Consider the following 14,472-nt stretch of genomic DNA (forward strand, 5'->3'; position numbering starts at 1 on the left):
GGGATGCTGTGTATTAACTGATATAAGCGCGCGCCCACGCACGGCCGGAGCGAAGGCGGCGGTTCGCTCAGACGAGCGGAAGTCCGAGGCGGCGGCGCAGGCGCATGTCCCAGAGGAAGGCGTTCACCGGGAAAGCCTTGACGGCCTTGGGCATCCGGCCCTCCACCGCGCCGACGGCGGTGAGCAGCGTGGCGAGGAGTCGGTCGTCGCGCTCGGTCCAGGTCATGCCCATCTGGTCGCGCAAATGCTCCGGCAGCAGCCCCGCGGTCACCCAGCGGTGCAGGCCGCCGAAGGCGAGCTGAACCGGACGCGGGAACATCCGCAGGTTCACCAGGTCCCAGAAGTAGTCGCGGACCGGCGGATCGATGACGGTCGCCGCGAGATGCTCGGCCCAGTACCGAGCGAACGCGGCGCGGTCGGCGGGCCACTGGCCGGGGCGCATCTGCAACGTGGTGCCGAGACGTTCGGCGTTGCGGTAGAACGCGTCCGCCGTGGCGTCGTCCATCGGTCCGTGCATGCGCTCGTGCAGATCCCGCGCGCCCCAATACAGGCAAGCCGCAACCCAGAGCTGCAACCGGGAGTCGAAGGCGTTGTACTTCACCGGACTGGTCGGGCCGGACCGAACGGTGTGGTGCGCGCGATCGACGGCCGCCCGGTACGCCGCGCGCTCGTCGTCGGTGCCGAGCATCGCCACGGCCAGGTAGGTCAGCGTGGTGCGGGTGCGCTTCACCGGGTGCAGCGTGATCTTGCCGCTGTCGACCGTGCTCTCCAGCACGCCGTAGCCGACGGGACGGGCGCTGAGCTGCATGATGACGTTCGCGGCGGCGCCGAAGAAGGCGGCGGAGCCGTCGAGGTGGCCGCGGATGTCGAAATCGTCGTCGGACTTGGTGAGCGCGGGTGCGCGAAGGGGGCTGGTCATCGTTCGACCCCGTTCTCCTCGTTGAGAAGGATGTACTATGACCTTCTCACCGTCTCTTCGGTGTGTCAACGGTCACAGCGCGTCGACGCCGAGCTGTGACGCGCTGACGGTCCGCGGCGCGCACGCAGTAGGTTGGGCGAATGCCGTTCGGTCCCTCCCTGCTGCTCCGTTCCCTGAATCCGGCCACGGTCGCTGCGGGCGCGGACATTCCGGACGCGGTCACCATCGATGGCGTGACGCTCTCGCGCAGCGACCTGCTCGGCGCGGCGACCTCGGTGGCCGAGCGCATCGCGCGCGCCGACCGGGTCGCGGTGCTGGCCCGGCCGACCGCGCGCACCGTCCTCGCGGTAATCGGCTGCCTCATCGCGGGCGTCACGGTGGTGCCGGTGCCGCCGGATTCCGGGGCCGCGGAACTCGCGCACATCCTGGCCGACTCCGGCGCGCAGGCATGGCTGGGTGACGCGCCCGAGGGCACCGATCTGCCGGTGGTTCCGGTCCGCATGCACGCGAGGTCGTGGCACACCTATCCCGAACCCGACCCGGCGACAACGGCTTTCGTGCTCTACACGTCCGGGACCACCGGTGCGCCGAAAGGTGTCGTGCTGACTCGCGGCGCGATCGCCGCCGGACTGGACGCACTCGCCGAAGCCTGGGGCTGGACCGCGAAAGACGTTCTGGTGCACGGTCTTCCGCTGTTCCATGTGCACGGGCTCATCCTCGGCGTGCTCGGCGCGCTGCGCGTCGGCAGCCCGCTGATCCACACCGGGAAGCCGACACCGCAGGCCTACGCCGAGGCGAACGGCACGCTGTACTTCGGCGTGCCGACGGTCTGGTCGCGCGTCGTCGAAAACCCCGATGCCGCACGCGAACTGGCCAGTGCTCGATTGCTCGTGTCGGGCAGCGCGCCGCTGCCGGTGCCGGTGTTCGAGCGGCTGCGTGAACTCACCGGGCACGCACCGATCGAGCGCTACGGCATGAGCGAAACCATGATCACGCTGTCCACCCGCGCCGACGGCGAACGTCGTCCGGGGTGGGTCGGCACGCCGGTACGCGGCGTGGAGACGAGGCTGCGCGACGAGACCGGAGCGCCCGTGCCGCACGACGGCGAGAGCATCGGCGGGTTGCAGGTGCGCGGGCCGATGCTGTTCGGCGGATATCTGAACCGGCCCGACGCCACGGCCGAAAGCTGGACCGAGGACGGGTGGTTCAAGACCGGCGACGTGGCCGCCATCGACGGCGACGGCTTCCATCGTATCGTCGGCCGGGAATCGGTCGACCTGATCAAGTCCGGCGGCTACCGGATCGGCGCGGGCGAGGTGGAGACGGCCCTGCTCGGGCATTCGGCGGTCGCCGAGGCGGCGGTGGTCGGTCTGCCCGACGACGATCTCGGGCAGCGGGTGGTCGCGTTCGTCGTGTTACGGGGCGAGGCGGAGGCGTCGATCGAGAAAGAGCTGATCGATCACGTGGCCGAGCAGCTTTCGGCGCACAAGCGGCCGCGGGAGGTGCGCGTTGTCGCGACGCTGCCGCGGAACACGATGGGGAAGGTGCAGAAGAAGCAGCTGGGATAGGTCTTGACCTCGAGTCAGCTCGAGGTTCTACCGTCGCTCACATGACCGCAACGCTGACCTCGGACCAGATCGCCTACCTGCGCACCCAGCGCCTCGGCCGCCTCGCCACGGTGCGGCCGGACGGGTCGCCGCAGAACAATCCGGTCGGCTTCCGCTACAACGACGAACTCGGCACCATCGACGTCGCGGGCTGGAACATGGGCTCCTCCCACAAGTTCCGCAATCTCGCCACCAACGACCGCATCGCCTTCGTCGTCGACGACATCGCCTCGGTGCAGCCGTGGCGCGTGCGCTGCCTGGAAATCCGCGGCACCGCCGAAGCGCTGACCGACGTCGACACCTACATGTCCGGCGCCTCTCGAGAGCTGATCCGCATCCACCCGGAGCGGGTCATCGCCTTCGGCATCCTGCCCGAGGTCGCCCACACCGCGTGAGCTCCGGAGTCGAAGGGCGACGAGCCGCACCGCGGAGCAGTCGGCCGCGATGCGGCACTGTGCTGCGCTGGCTTCGGACCGCTGCGAAGTAGCTCGTCCCGAGACGCGATCCGCTGCGTGCGCGCCGTCGGACGGCCAGGCCTAGGCCCGCGTCGGCTTGTTCACGAGCGACGCCCGACTCGGCGCGCGCTCAGTCGTTGGCGTGCAAGTCCGCGTTGAGCTCGATGCCGGTGCCCTTGCGGTGGACGACCTCGACCGCGCCGGTCTGGGAGTTGCGGCGGAACAGCAGGTTGTTCTGGCCGCTCAGCTGGGCGGCCTTCACGACGGTGCCGTCGGGGGTGGCGACCTTGGTGCCCGCGGTCAGGTAGAGACCGGCCTCGAGCACGCAGTCGTCGCCCAGCGGGATGCCGAGACCCGCGTTGGCGCCGAGCAGGGAGCGCTGGCCGATGGAGATGACGGTGGTGCCGCCGCCCGAGAGGGTGCCCATGGTGGACGCGCCGCCGCCGATGTCGGAACCGTCGCCGACCACGACGCCCGCGGAGATCCGGCCCTCGACCATGGAGGCGCCGAGGGTGCCCGCGTTGAAGTTGACGAAGCCCTCGTGCATCACGGTGGTGCCGGAGGCCAGGTGCGCGCCGAGGCGGACCCGGTCGGCGTCGCCGATGCGCACGCCGGAGGGCACCACGTAGTCGACCATGCGCGGGAACTTGTCGATGCTGTAGACGGTCACCGGGCCGCGGGCGCGCAGCTTGGCGCGGGTCGCCTCGAAGCCCTCGACGGCGGCCGGGCCGTGGTTGGTCCACACCACGTTGCTGAGCAGGCCGAACTGGCCGTCCAGGCTCACCTGGTGCGGCTCGACCAGCCGGTGCGAGAGCAGGTGCAGGCGCAGGTAGACGTCGTGCGCGTCGACCGGGGCGGCGGACAGGTCGGCGATGACGGTGCGCACCGCGACCACGTCGACGCCGCGCGCCTCGTCGAAGCCGAGCAGCGCGGCGTATTCGGCGGGCGCCTCGTCCAGGCGCTTGGTGCCGGTGTCGCCGAACTCACCGAGCTCCGGGTTCGGGTACCAGGTGTCCAGGACGGTTCCGTCCGCGGTCACGTTGGCGATACCGATTGCTGCTGCTCCCTGAATGCTCACGTCATGAAAGGTTACCGACCGATCGCTCCCAGCGGTGCGCCACCTCCGGGCTGGGGAGCCGCGGCACCTCGCTCGTAGGCTGAGAGCGTGACCATCGACCTGTCTGCCGATCCCATCGCTCTCACCGCCGCGCTCGTCGACATCCCGAGCGTGTCACTGGACGAGAAGGCGATCACCGATGTCGTCGAGCGGGCGTTGCGCGAGCAGACCAAGGGCTTCGAGGTCGTGCGGCACGGGAATGTGGTGCTGGCCAGGACCGATAGGGGCCTGCCGACGCGGGTGATCCTGGCCGGGCACCTGGACACCGTGCCGATCGCGGACAACGTGCCCAGCCGGTTCGACAAGGACGAGAACGGCCAGGAGCTGCTCTACGGTTGCGGCACCGTCGACATGAAATCCGGTGACGCGGTGTTCCTGCATCTCGCCGCGACGATCGCCGAGCCGGTGCACGACCTGACACTGATCTTCTACGACGGCGAGGAGATCGCCGCCGAACACAACGGCCTCGGCCACATCGAGCGCGACCTGCCCGAATGGCTCGAGGGCGACCTGGCGATCCTGGGCGAACCTTCGGGCGGCTGGGTCGAGGCGGGCTGCCAGGGCACCCTGCGTGCCAGGCTGGCCACCACGGGCGTGCGCGCGCACTCGGCGCGTTCGTGGATGGGCGACAACGCGATTCACCGACTGGCCCCCGTTCTGCAACGGCTGGCCGCCTACCAGCCGCGGCAGGTCGACATCGATGGCTGTCTCTACCGCGAGGGCCTCTCGGCGACCAGCATGTTCGCTGGTGTGGCGGGCAATGTCATTCCCGACGCCGCCGAGATGGAATTGAACTTCCGCTTCGCGCCCGACCGCGATATCGACCAGGCCATCGGCCACGTGCGCGAGGTCTTCGACGGTATCGACGCCACGATCGACCTCGTCGACGCGGCGCCCGGCGCGCTCCCGGGTCTCACCGCGCCCGCCGCCGCCGATCTGATCGCCTCGGTGAACGGCCACGGCGGCGGCGGGGTGCGCGCGAAGTACGGCTGGACCGACGTGTCCCGCTTCGCCGCCCGCGGCATCCCCGCCGTCAACTTCGGCCCCGGTGACCCCAACCTCGCGCACAAGCGCGACGAGCACCTGCCGACCGCCCAGATCACCGCGGTCGCCGCCATGCTGCGCAACTACCTGACAGGCGCAGCCTGATCCTTCGCGAGCTGTTCGGCGAAAAATTCCGCCCAGGTGCGCTTGCCCTGTTCGGCGGTGTCCAGGTTCAAGTTCGCGCCCGCACGGTAGAGACGGCCGACCTTCCCCGGAACGCGCACCGGCAGCAGCGCGCGACGCTTGCCCGTGGCACGCAGGTAGTCGCGGATCATGTCGTTCAGCGTGCGCACCTCTGGCCCGGCCAGATCGGGGACGCGTCCGGCGGGCTCGTCGAGGGTCAGGTCGACCAGCCGCGCCGCCACTTCGCGCGAATCCACCGACTGCCACCGCAACCCGCCCGGCGCCGGAACGACCGGTAGCTTCGCCATGGCGCGCACGGTCTTCAGCGCCAAGTCGTGGAACTGGGCCGCGCGCAGGACGGTGTACGGCACACCCGAGCCGATGACGGCCTGTTCCGCCTCGTACTTGGCGCGGAAATAGCCGAGCGGCAACTCTTCCGCGGCGATGACGCCGATGTACACGAGGTGCCGCACCCCTTGCGCGGCCTGGACCAGATTGTGGGTTGCCACATCGTCGCCCTTGGGCCCGCCCGCCAGGTGCAGGATGGTGTCCACGCCCGCGACTGCCGCTTTGATGCCCGCGCCGGTCAGCAGATCGCCGGTCACGTACTCGATGCCCGCGGCGGCCGGACGCGGTGCGCGGCTGAGCACCCGGACATCGCGGCCCGCGGCGCGGAGCAGCGGGACGACGTGCTTGCCGAGGGTGCCGGTGCCGCCGGTAACGAGAATGGTCATGGTGATCTCCCATCGTCGGATTCGCTGCGCCGGTGTCGTTCCGACTCACCAAGACGACGACGCGGGACCCCGGAGTGTGACACCGGTATCCGACACCGCGGGTGTGCCGCACGTTCACCGACTCGCACCGCCCGCGGCGCGTACGGCCCGGTAGCGTGGAGCGCATGTCCACCGACGCCGCCGATCACGAGGTCGCCAGTAAGCCGAAGTCGACAGCGAAATTCCGCGGACCGATAATGTTCCGCCGCGATCGTAAACCCGGCGGGACCGCCGACCGGAACCTCCTCGATCAGCGCGGGGACAGCGACTGGGTGCACACCGACCCCTGGCGGGTGCTGCGCATCCAGGCCGAGTTCGTCGAGGGTTTCGGCGCGCTGGCCGAGGTGCCGCGCGCGGTCACGGTCTTCGGTTCCGCGCGCACGCCCATCGACCACCCCGAATACCAGGCGGGCATGGCCATCGGCGGCGCGCTCGCCAGGGCCGGTTTCGCGGTGATCACCGGCGGCGGCCCCGGTGCGATGGAGGCCGCCAACCGCGGCGCGTGCGAGGCGGGCGGCTACTCGATCGGCCTCGGCATCGAGCTGCCGTTCGAGCAGAGCCTCAACGAATGGGTCGATCTCGGCATCAACTTCCGCTACTTCTTCGTCCGCAAGACGATGTTCGTGAAGTATTCCGAGGCCTTCATCTGCCTGCCCGGCGGTTTCGGCACTCTGGACGAGTTGTTCGAAGCGCTCACGCTGGTACAGACCCGCAAGATCACCCGCTTCCCGATCATCCTCTTCGGCACCAAATACTGGTCGGGACTGGTGGATTGGCTGCGCGGTTCGCTGCAAGGGTCGGGCAAGGTCGCACCGGCCGATCTCGACCTGATCCACGTCACCGATCATGTGGACGAGGTCGTCGAGATCATCATGCGCGCGGCCGCCGAACGCTCCGACATCGACACCCTCGGCACGGAGGACAAGTGGTGACCGAGGTTCCGCTCGAGGTCACCGTCCCGTATGCCGTCTGCGTCTACTGCTCGGCGAGCACCGCCGACTCCGGCGCACTGGCGCTCGCCGCCCGGGTCGGCACCGAGATCGCCCGGCGCGGTTGGCAATTGGTGTCCGGTGGCGGCCACGTCTCGATGATGGGCGCCGTCGCCACCGCGGCACGGGCGGGCGGCGCGAACACCATCGGCGTGATCCCGAAACATCTGGTGCACAAGGAAGTCGCGGACGTCGACGCCGACGAACTGGTGGTCACCGATACCATGCGCCAGCGCAAACAGGTCATGGAGGACCGCGCCGACGCCTTCCTCACACTGCCCGGCGGGATCGGCACGCTCGAGGAGTTCTTCGAGACCTGGACCGGCGGCTATCTCGGCCAGCACGCCAAGCCGGTGGTCGTGCTCGATCCGAACGGCTTCTACGACGGCCTTTTCCGGTGGATCGACGAACTCTACGAGCGAAAGTTCGTCTCCCGCTTCGCCATGGAGCGGATCACCGTGGCCAACGACCTGTCCGCCGCGTTCGCGGCGCTGAAACCGGAACCTATGCCGGGCCTGAGCTAGCGCGTCGAGGACGAGACGCGCAGACGGCGCGACTGTCGGCTGCTCGACTATCACCACCGTGACCAGGTGCTTGTGCGTACTGCTGGACAGTGTGGTGAACGCCGTGGCCACCCGCCGAGGTCGAGGGCGCGCTCGGCGGGCACGAGGCCGTCGAGCGCACTGGTGTTCGGCGTCGACGGCACGACGAAAAGCGGGGCGGCGATCGTGCTGCGTACGACGACTACGCCGCGGGCCGCGTGCCGAAGAGCCGAGCCGCTACAGTCGAGGGCATGTTCAGCCCGCCCGCCGTACCGCCTCCCACGCTGTGCGGCAAACCGGTGGCGACGGATCGGGCGCTGGTCATGGCGATCGTCAACCGGACCCCCGACTCGTTCTACGACCGCGGAGCGACCTTCACCGACGCGGCGGCCATGGACGCGGTCGCCCGCGCCGTCGACGAAGGCGCCGATCTCGTCGACATCGGGGGAGTGAAGGCGGGACCAGGCACCGTGGTCGACGCCGCCGAGGAGACGCGCCGGGTGGTGCCGTTCGTCGCGGCGATCCGCGCCGCCTATCCCGAGCTGCTGATCAGCGTCGACACCTGGCGGTCTGAGGTTGCGCGGGCCGCGGTGGCCGAAGGCGCGGACCTGATCAACGACACCTGGGCGGGCGCGGATCCCGATCTGGTCGCGGTGGCCGCCGACCTCGGTGTCGGCATCGTGTGCAGCCACACCGGCGGCGCGGTGCCGCGTACCCGCCCGCATCGGGTCCGCTACACCGATGTGGTGAGCGAAGTCACCGACACGGTGGTCCGGGCCGCCGAGGACGCGCTCGCGGCGGGGGTGCGCAAGGATTCGATCCTGATCGATCCCACCCACGATTTCGGCAAGAACACCTATCACGGGCTCGAACTGTTGCGGGGAGTAGACGTTCTCGTAAATACCGGATGGCCGGTCTTGATGGCGCTGAGCAACAAGGATTTCATCGGGGAGACTCTTGGTGTCGGGCTCTCCGAGCGGCTGGAGGGCACCTTGGCGGCGACAGCGTGGTCCGCCGCCGTCGGCGCCCGAGTCTTCCGCGTCCACGAGGTCGCCGAAACCCGGCGTGTCGTGGACATGATCGCCGCGATCCAGGGCATCCGGCCCCCCGCACGAACCCTGCGAGGTCTGGTATGAAAATCCAACACCGCGAGTCCGCCTGGGTAAGCACGAATACCTGGGACACCCCCGAGTGGACGGTCGACGAGCTGGTCGACGCGAAGGACGGGCGCACCGTGTCGGTGGTGCTGCCCGCGCTGAACGAGGAGCGCACGGTCGCCGAGGTGGTGGCCAGTATCCGGCCGCTGCTCGGCACGCTGGTCGACGAACTGGTCGTGCTCGACTCCGGCTCCACCGACGCCACCGCCGAACGAGCCCGCGCTGCGGGCGCCGAGGTCATCAGCCGTGAGCAGGCGGTGCCCGAATTGGAGCCGCTGCCCGGCAAGGGCGAGGTGCTGTGGCGCTCGCTCGCGGTCACCGGCGGCGACCTGATCGCGTTCGTCGACTCCGATCTCATCGACCCCGACCCGGCCTTCGTGCCGAAACTGCTCGGCCCGCTGCTGCTGAACGACGACATGCACCTGGTGAAGGCCTACTACCGCCGCCCGCTGCGGCAGGGCGGCGCGGTGGACGCGCACGGCGGCGGACGCGTCACCGAGCTGGTCGCGCGTCCGCTGCTCGCCGCGCTGCGCCCAGAACTCTGCGCGGTCCTGCAACCGCTCAGCGGCGAATACGCCGGTACTCGCGAACTACTCACCTCGGTGCCCTTCGCCCCCGGCTACGGCGTCGAGATCGGCCTGCTGCTCGACACCTACGACCGCGTCGGCATGTCGGCCATCGGCCAGGTCAACCTGGGTGTGCGGACCCACCGCAACCGCCCGCTCGGCGATCTCGGCGTGATGAGCCGCCAGATCCTCGGCACCGTTCTCGGCCGCAGCGGAATCGCCGACTCCGGCGCCGCCCTCACCCAATTCCCCCTCGTCGGTGACGCGTTCACGGCGCACAGCACGGAGGTCTGCCTGACCGACCGGCCGCCGATGAACACGCTGCGCCCGTCGCGAGCAGCGGCGTAAGTCAGGACTCGCTGCGAGACTCCCCGCCGGACACCTCGGCCGCCGCCAGCTCGCCTTCGGCCTGCGAGTCGCCCGCCTCTCCGCAGTCCCGCCCCTTCTCGTCGGCGAGCCGAGCTTGAATCGCCGCGACGGTCAACTGCTCCGAAGAATTCGGCCGCCGCAGCACCGCGACGAGCACGCCGACGGTGATGGCGACGAAGACGGCCAGACCGACGATCACGATGGTGTTCATCGCGTCCTCCCCGAACGAGCGCCCGGATCAGCCTCGCGCGCAACCGATCCCCGGAATGCGCGGCTTTCGATAGTGGAAGACATTGGGCACTCACCTACTCGAACAAATAGTTATCTACTAGCTATCTAAACATCGAGCGGGTATCTGTAACCCACAGGGTCGCGTGACATGCGACACACTGCGGAAATAGCCGGTCATTCCGCGCAAACCCGGCACGCGACAAGGGAAACGGCGGTCCTCGGTTATCGATCCGCATCACCGCCGCGGCCGGGCGTTGATCGGCCGGGGATCGGCGTCGTGCCGGTACACGGGCGTGAGCAGGTCGACGTCCACGGGCTCGCCGGTGGTTCGGTCGTAGCGCACCGCGATGAGGACCGAGAAGAGATGGTTGGCCGCCCGCTCGTGCAGCGTGGCCAGCCGGGTGGCGAGCAGCCGCACAGCGCCGAGTGATCCGGGCGGATGCAGTCCGTCGATGATCAGACACGTTCCGCGACCGTCGGGCCGGGGCAGGCGGGCCAGGTACGCGATGTCGTGCGGGTCGGGGCCGCCCGGGCGGTACACGCGCCGAGCGGCCCTGTCCTCGATGCCGCGGCGCGCGTCGCCCGCCCTGGCCACCGCACGGCGCAGCCGGGGATCGGCGGCGATGAGTTGTCGCACGCTGGGGGACAATTCGGGTCCGCCGACGACGATCAGCCCGTCCCGGTTCAGGTCCACCGGCCTGCCCGGCAGGAACCGTTCGATCGAGGCGGCGAACCCGAGTTCGTGCAGTAGCTCGACCAGCCGGTGTGCCGCACCGGGATCCGGCGCGCCGAGCACCCGGCCCGCGCGCACCTCCGGTACCAGCACGGTGAGCGTCCCGTGGCCGAAGAACAGCCCTTCCGGGGCCGGGCCCTGGGTGCTCACCTGATGGATGCGGGCGCGGGAAAGACCCGCCGCCGCACCGATTCTGGCGAAGGTCCAGCCCTCGGCGTGAAGTTCCCGGATGACCGCCCTGCGGATCCTGGTGAGTTCGTTGATCGTCTGCTGCGCCGCCGCCACCCCGTCGGTGGCCGCCTTGAGTCTCTCGACCTTGTCCTCGATTGCGAAGACTCGCGCCACGTCATCGGCCGACATGTGCGAAGTCTAGACAGCTCGACAGCCTCGCGGGTCTAGTCTCGTTGACATCGCGTACTACCAGACGGCTCAGTCTGTTTCGGCTCGACGGCGTTTCGCGCGGACTCGCCGGGCGAAACGCCGATCAGGTGGCGTCGGAGTCGATCGGCGGACGTTCGTTGCGCTCCAACGGTTTTTCCAGCTTCGGCATCGGATAGTCCGGCATGCCACTGCTCGTGCCGTACAGATCGTCCTTGGTCGGCACGGCCTTCTCCAGGTTGCGCAGCACCGAATCGTCGCCGTTCAGCAGGTGCTTGGTGACCATCGAGCGCGGCGTCATCCCGCGCAGTTCGTTCAGGTCGGCCAGTGGCTTGCGCAGATCCTCGAAATCGGGACCGAGTTCGTCCTTCAGCTGCGCTGTCGCCCCGCTGGCGTAGTCGCGGACCTTACGCAGACTGTCGATGGTCCAGCGCACGGCGCCGGGCAGACGCTCCGGGCCGAGGATGACGAGGGCGGCGACGAGCAGAATCATCATCTCGGGCCAGCCGATGTTGCTGAACACGAATCCAGGCTACCTGTGCGTCGGACCAGCGGTTCAGTCGGATTCCAACGTCACAGGCACGTCCACCTGCCTGCCATCGCGGATCAACTGCACGTTCACCGTCTCACCGATCTCGCGGGACTGCACCGCGACGGTCAGCTCCTCCGGCCCGGTGACCTCCCGATCGCCGACCCGCACGATCACGTCGCCCTCGACGATGCCCGCCTTCGCCGCAGGACCGTTCGGCGCGACATCGGCCACCGCCGCGCCGCTCATCACTTCGTTGGCGACGGTCTTGGTGCGCGCCGAGATGCCGATCACGGGGTGGTTCATCTTGCCGGTCCGGATCAGGTTCTGCGCGACCTCGGTCATGGTGTCGACCGGGATGGCGAAGCCGAGGCCGACCGAGCCGCCCGTCTCGCTGCGGATGGCGGTGTTGATGCCGACGACGCGGCCGTCCATGTCGACCAGCGCGCCGCCGGAGTTGCCCGGGTTGATCGCGGCGTCGGTCTGCACGGCGTCGATCACCGCGTTGGTGTCGCTGCCCTCGCCGGACAGCTTCACCGGACGGTGCAGCGCGCTGACGATGCCGGAGGTGACGGTCTTGCTCAGGCCGAGCGGTGAACCGACGGCCAGCACGTCGTCGCCCACCTGCACGTCTTCGGACTTGCCCAGCTTGGCGACCGTGAGGTTCTTCACGTCGACCCTGAGCACGGCGAGATCGGTCTTGGGATCGCGGCCGACGATGTCGGCGGGCACCCGGCTGCCGTCGGAGAAGGTGACCTGGATCGCGGCGCGGTCGCTCTTGTCCTGGGCGGCCATCGAGATGACGTGGTTGTTGGTCACCACATAGCCCGCGCCGTCGATGACGACGCCCGAGCCGGTCGCGCCGTTGTCGCCGACGGTGACGCGGATGGAGACCACCGAGGGCAGCACCGCGTTGGCGACCTGAGCGATCTGACCGTGCGGACGTTCGATGTCGTCGGTCTGCTCCAGGGTGACCTTGCGCGAGGTGAGATTGGTGGTCTGCTCGGCGGTGAGCCTGCCGACCAGCCCGCCGAGCACGCCGATGCCGAGCGCGATCGCGGCGAGCAGGGCCAGCGCCTTGGGCGCGACCCTGGACCCGAAGAGCACCTCGCGCACGCTCAGCTTGCGGGACCGGGGCAGCGGCTCCGGCCGCGGCGTCGGCACCGCGGGCGCGCCGAGGCGGGCGCCCGCGGTCGGATCGCGCCAGGGGTCGGCGGGGCCCGCGGGCGCGGGAGCGTTCTCGACCGCGTCGGGATCGCGCTGGAGCAGCTCGTCGGAGCCCTCCGGCCTGCCGAACGCCTCGGCGAGCACCGCGTCGGGCGGACGGTTCTGCAACTCGGGGCCGAGCGCGGGCGCGCCGGCACCCGCGCGCGGCGGGGTGTACTCGGCGAAGGAACCGGACGTGCCCGTCGGGCGCCGGAAGGCGCGGGCGGTATGCGTGTCGACATGGGGCCGGACGACCGGCCGCGGACCGAGCACGGGCGCGTCCGACGGCCTCAGGTTCCCCCTGCTGGCCGCCGAATCGGAGGTGTCACTGGCGGTGGGGCGCGAGTCCGACACAGATCCGGTGTTCGTCGATTCGGTGGTCACGCGGCAAACTCTACTTGCGCCACCACGTGGTCCACCGGGTCGCGGTGAACGAATCCGGCAGAAAACCAAAAACTGCCTCGTTGCGGGCGTTCCCGGACGGATGACCCTGGTTGTTCGACGCGCCGCCGGGCAACTCGGCGAGCGGAATCCGGGTCAAGCTGTCGTGCAACCCGGTGGGGACCGCGATGGGTCCGGACTGGCGCAGCGCGAACCGCGCCTGCTGCTGCGCGTCCACCTCGGCGGCGCACTCCGGGCAGACCGAAAGATGCTGGGCGGCGCGCAAATAGGCGTTCATGCGCAGCTCGCCGTCGACGTAGGCGACGATGGCCTCGCTGGCCAGATGTTCGGTGGGCGCGAAGCGCGGTGACCTGCCTGGCGTCCGTCGGTCCCCGCGAGCGGGACGACCGGACGTGCTGGACTCGCCACTCATGCGGTGCTCACCCTTCCAACGACATCCTTCGGCCCGGGCGTCGCCGGTGCCCGGCGAATCACCCGATGTTCGTGTCAGCGGCCAACCGCTGCTGAGATCCATTATGCGCAAGATGCTCGCGCAGTGCCTGACGCCCGCGGTGGATCCGGCTGCGCACGGTGCCCAGCTTCACACCGAGCGTAGCGCCGATCTCCTCGTACGACAGACCCTCGATGTCACACAGCACGACGGCGGCGCGGAACTCCGGCGCCAGCGCGTCCAAAGCGGATTGCAGGTCGGGATCCAGGCGCGCGTCGTGATAGGCCTGCTCGGGGCCGGGGCCCTCGGCGGGCACGCGGTCGTAGTCCTCGGGCAGCGCCTCCATGCGGATGCGGTTACGACGGCGCACCATGTCCAGGAACAGGTTGGTCGTGATGCGGTGCAGCCAGCCCTCGAAGGTGCCCGGCTGATAGTTCGACAGCGAGCGGAACACGCGGATGAAGGTCTCCTGGGTGAGATCCTCGGCGTCCTGCGCGTCGCCGGAAAGACGGTAGGCCAGCCGGTAGACCCGGTCGGCGTGTTCGCGGACCAGATCGTCCCAGGACGGCATGACCGAGCGATCGCCCGTCGCGTCGAACGCGGCCGTGCCGGTCAGCTCGACATCGAGGTCCTCGGCCTGCTCGGCCTCGAACGGCATGATGTGGTCGGGGAGGGTGGCGTACTCGGAGTGCCCATGCGGAGCCGCAAACGAACCTTTGACCATGTGGATGGGGCTACCTCCTGCTCGGGACCGTAAACTCGGGACTCCCGTTTCGGTCCGGATCTCGAACCGTCGCGTACGGAATACAACCGACTACCCGTATGTCGTTGTTCCCGCGTCCCGCGTATCGCGGTCGGCTGGTCTTGCGTGCCCTTACTCTTTCCTGTCCCGATATGGCGGG

The 14,472-nt window shown here is 69.4% G+C and carries 16 protein-coding genes; 7 read left to right on the forward strand and 9 right to left on the reverse strand.

Annotated features, from left to right (window positions below):
* Positions 1-67: 67 nt before the first annotated feature.
* Positions 68-919 carry an oxygenase MpaB family protein gene (locus AB0H49_RS12795; protein WP_355001869.1) on the reverse strand — a complete coding sequence of 284 codons (852 nt, stop codon included), beginning with the start codon at positions 917-919 and terminating at the stop codon, positions 68-70.
* 140 nt (positions 920-1,059) lie between these two features.
* Between AB0H49_RS12795 and AB0H49_RS12800 the strand changes: the two genes are divergently transcribed.
* Together AB0H49_RS12800 and AB0H49_RS12805 are read left to right on the forward strand one after the other, a co-directional pair.
* Positions 1,060-2,487 (forward strand): acyl-CoA synthetase, encoded by a 1,428-nt coding sequence (locus tag AB0H49_RS12800; protein ID WP_357250630.1) that lies wholly within the window; start codon positions 1,060-1,062, stop codon positions 2,485-2,487.
* A gap of 41 nt (positions 2,488-2,528) precedes the next feature.
* Positions 2,529-2,921 (forward strand): PPOX class F420-dependent oxidoreductase, encoded by a 393-nt coding sequence (locus tag AB0H49_RS12805; RefSeq protein ID WP_355001867.1) that lies wholly within the window; start codon positions 2,529-2,531, stop codon positions 2,919-2,921.
* Between the two features lie 190 nt (positions 2,922-3,111).
* On the opposite strand, the gene dapD is transcribed toward AB0H49_RS12805, so the two are convergent.
* Positions 3,112-4,059: a 2,3,4,5-tetrahydropyridine-2,6-dicarboxylate N-succinyltransferase gene (gene dapD, locus AB0H49_RS12810; protein WP_355001866.1), complete on the reverse strand. Its 948-nt coding sequence runs from the start codon at positions 4,057-4,059 to the stop codon at positions 3,112-3,114.
* 87 nt (positions 4,060-4,146) lie between these two features.
* Here dapD and dapE point away from each other — a divergent pair, with 87 nt between their 5' ends.
* The gene (gene dapE, locus AB0H49_RS12815) at positions 4,147-5,247 is read left to right on the forward strand and encodes a succinyl-diaminopimelate desuccinylase (RefSeq protein ID WP_355001865.1); all 1,101 of its coding nucleotides are present in this window, start codon (positions 4,147-4,149) and stop codon (positions 5,245-5,247) included.
* Here the strand turns inward: dapE and AB0H49_RS12820 are convergent.
* Positions 5,226-6,005, reverse strand: a complete 780-nt coding sequence (locus tag AB0H49_RS12820; protein WP_357250997.1) for an SDR family oxidoreductase — start codon at positions 6,003-6,005, stop codon at positions 5,226-5,228. The two genes, dapE and AB0H49_RS12820, sit on opposite strands and share 22 nt — an antisense overlap.
* A 158-nt stretch (positions 6,006-6,163) precedes the next feature.
* Here AB0H49_RS12820 and AB0H49_RS12825 point away from each other — a divergent pair, with 158 nt between their 5' ends.
* The 4 genes from AB0H49_RS12825 to AB0H49_RS12840 all read left to right on the forward strand — a co-directional run bounded on the left by AB0H49_RS12825 (position 6,164) and on the right by AB0H49_RS12840 (position 9,640).
* Positions 6,164-6,970 (forward strand): TIGR00730 family Rossman fold protein, encoded by an 807-nt coding sequence (locus AB0H49_RS12825; protein WP_357250634.1) that lies wholly within the window; start codon positions 6,164-6,166, stop codon positions 6,968-6,970.
* On the forward strand, positions 6,964-7,551 hold the full coding sequence (locus AB0H49_RS12830) for a TIGR00730 family Rossman fold protein (RefSeq protein ID WP_357250637.1): 588 nt from the start codon (positions 6,964-6,966) through the stop codon (positions 7,549-7,551). The genes AB0H49_RS12825 and AB0H49_RS12830 overlap by 7 nt, the downstream gene beginning before the upstream one ends.
* A gap of 269 nt (positions 7,552-7,820) precedes the next feature.
* Complete coding sequence (folP, locus tag AB0H49_RS12835; RefSeq protein WP_357250640.1) at positions 7,821-8,705, forward strand: dihydropteroate synthase; 885 nt, start codon at positions 7,821-7,823, stop codon at positions 8,703-8,705.
* The gene (locus AB0H49_RS12840; protein ID WP_355001861.1) at positions 8,702-9,640 is read left to right on the forward strand and encodes a glucosyl-3-phosphoglycerate synthase; all 939 of its coding nucleotides are present in this window, start codon (positions 8,702-8,704) and stop codon (positions 9,638-9,640) included. The genes folP and AB0H49_RS12840 overlap by 4 nt, the downstream gene beginning before the upstream one ends.
* A 1-nt stretch (position 9,641) precedes the next feature.
* Here AB0H49_RS12840 and AB0H49_RS12845 read toward each other — a convergent pair whose 3' ends face one another.
* The 6 genes from AB0H49_RS12845 to sigE form a co-directional block, all read right to left on the reverse strand.
* Complete coding sequence (locus AB0H49_RS12845) at positions 9,642-9,872, reverse strand: hypothetical protein (RefSeq protein WP_355001860.1); 231 nt, start codon at positions 9,870-9,872, stop codon at positions 9,642-9,644.
* A gap of 255 nt (positions 9,873-10,127) precedes the next feature.
* Positions 10,128-10,985, reverse strand: a complete 858-nt coding sequence (locus AB0H49_RS12850; RefSeq protein ID WP_355001859.1) for a hypothetical protein — start codon at positions 10,983-10,985, stop codon at positions 10,128-10,130.
* Positions 10,986-11,109: 124 nt separating this feature from the next.
* Positions 11,110-11,526 carry a Sec-independent protein translocase protein TatB gene (tatB, locus tag AB0H49_RS12855; protein WP_067788474.1) on the reverse strand — a complete coding sequence of 139 codons (417 nt, stop codon included), beginning with the start codon at positions 11,524-11,526 and terminating at the stop codon, positions 11,110-11,112.
* Between the two features lie 33 nt (positions 11,527-11,559).
* Entirely contained in the window at positions 11,560-13,122 is a 1,563-nt protein-coding gene (locus AB0H49_RS12860) for a trypsin-like peptidase domain-containing protein (RefSeq protein WP_357250645.1), read from the reverse strand.
* 10 nt (positions 13,123-13,132) lie between these two features.
* Entirely contained in the window at positions 13,133-13,552 is a 420-nt protein-coding gene (locus AB0H49_RS12865) for a hypothetical protein (RefSeq protein ID WP_355001857.1), read from the reverse strand.
* 58 nt (positions 13,553-13,610) lie between these two features.
* Positions 13,611-14,228 carry an RNA polymerase sigma factor SigE gene (gene sigE, locus AB0H49_RS12870; protein ID WP_355002210.1) on the reverse strand — a complete coding sequence of 206 codons (618 nt, stop codon included), beginning with the start codon at positions 14,226-14,228 and terminating at the stop codon, positions 13,611-13,613.
* Between the last annotated feature and the right edge of the window lie 244 nt (positions 14,229-14,472).

Source organism: Nocardia sp. NPDC050713 (assembly GCF_040654315.1).
GTDB lineage: Bacteria > Actinomycetota > Actinomycetes > Mycobacteriales > Mycobacteriaceae > Nocardia.

What these genes read in the sequence shown, in the direction of transcription:
- AB0H49_RS12795 (WP_355001869.1), bottom strand. Translation starts at nt 919, where the DNA reads ATGACCAGCCCCCTTCGCGCACCCGCGCTCACCAAGTCCGACGACGAT.
- AB0H49_RS12800 (WP_357250630.1), top strand. Translation starts at nt 1,060, where the DNA reads ATGCCGTTCGGTCCCTCCCTGCTGCTCCGTTCCCTGAATCCGGCCACG.
- AB0H49_RS12805 (WP_355001867.1), top strand. Translation starts at nt 2,529, where the DNA reads ATGACCGCAACGCTGACCTCGGACCAGATCGCCTACCTGCGCACCCAG.
- AB0H49_RS12825 (WP_357250634.1), top strand. Translation starts at nt 6,164, where the DNA reads ATGTCCACCGACGCCGCCGATCACGAGGTCGCCAGTAAGCCGAAGTCG.
- folP (WP_357250640.1), top strand. Translation starts at nt 7,821, where the DNA reads ATGTTCAGCCCGCCCGCCGTACCGCCTCCCACGCTGTGCGGCAAACCG.
- AB0H49_RS12840 (WP_355001861.1), top strand. Translation starts at nt 8,702, where the DNA reads ATGAAAATCCAACACCGCGAGTCCGCCTGGGTAAGCACGAATACCTGG.
- AB0H49_RS12845 (WP_355001860.1), bottom strand. Translation starts at nt 9,872, where the DNA reads ATGAACACCATCGTGATCGTCGGTCTGGCCGTCTTCGTCGCCATCACC.
- AB0H49_RS12850 (WP_355001859.1), bottom strand. Translation starts at nt 10,985, where the DNA reads ATGTCGGCCGATGACGTGGCGCGAGTCTTCGCAATCGAGGACAAGGTC.
- AB0H49_RS12865 (WP_355001857.1), bottom strand. Translation starts at nt 13,552, where the DNA reads ATGAGTGGCGAGTCCAGCACGTCCGGTCGTCCCGCTCGCGGGGACCGA.
- sigE (WP_355002210.1), bottom strand. Translation starts at nt 14,228, where the DNA reads ATGCCGTTCGAGGCCGAGCAGGCCGAGGACCTCGATGTCGAGCTGACC.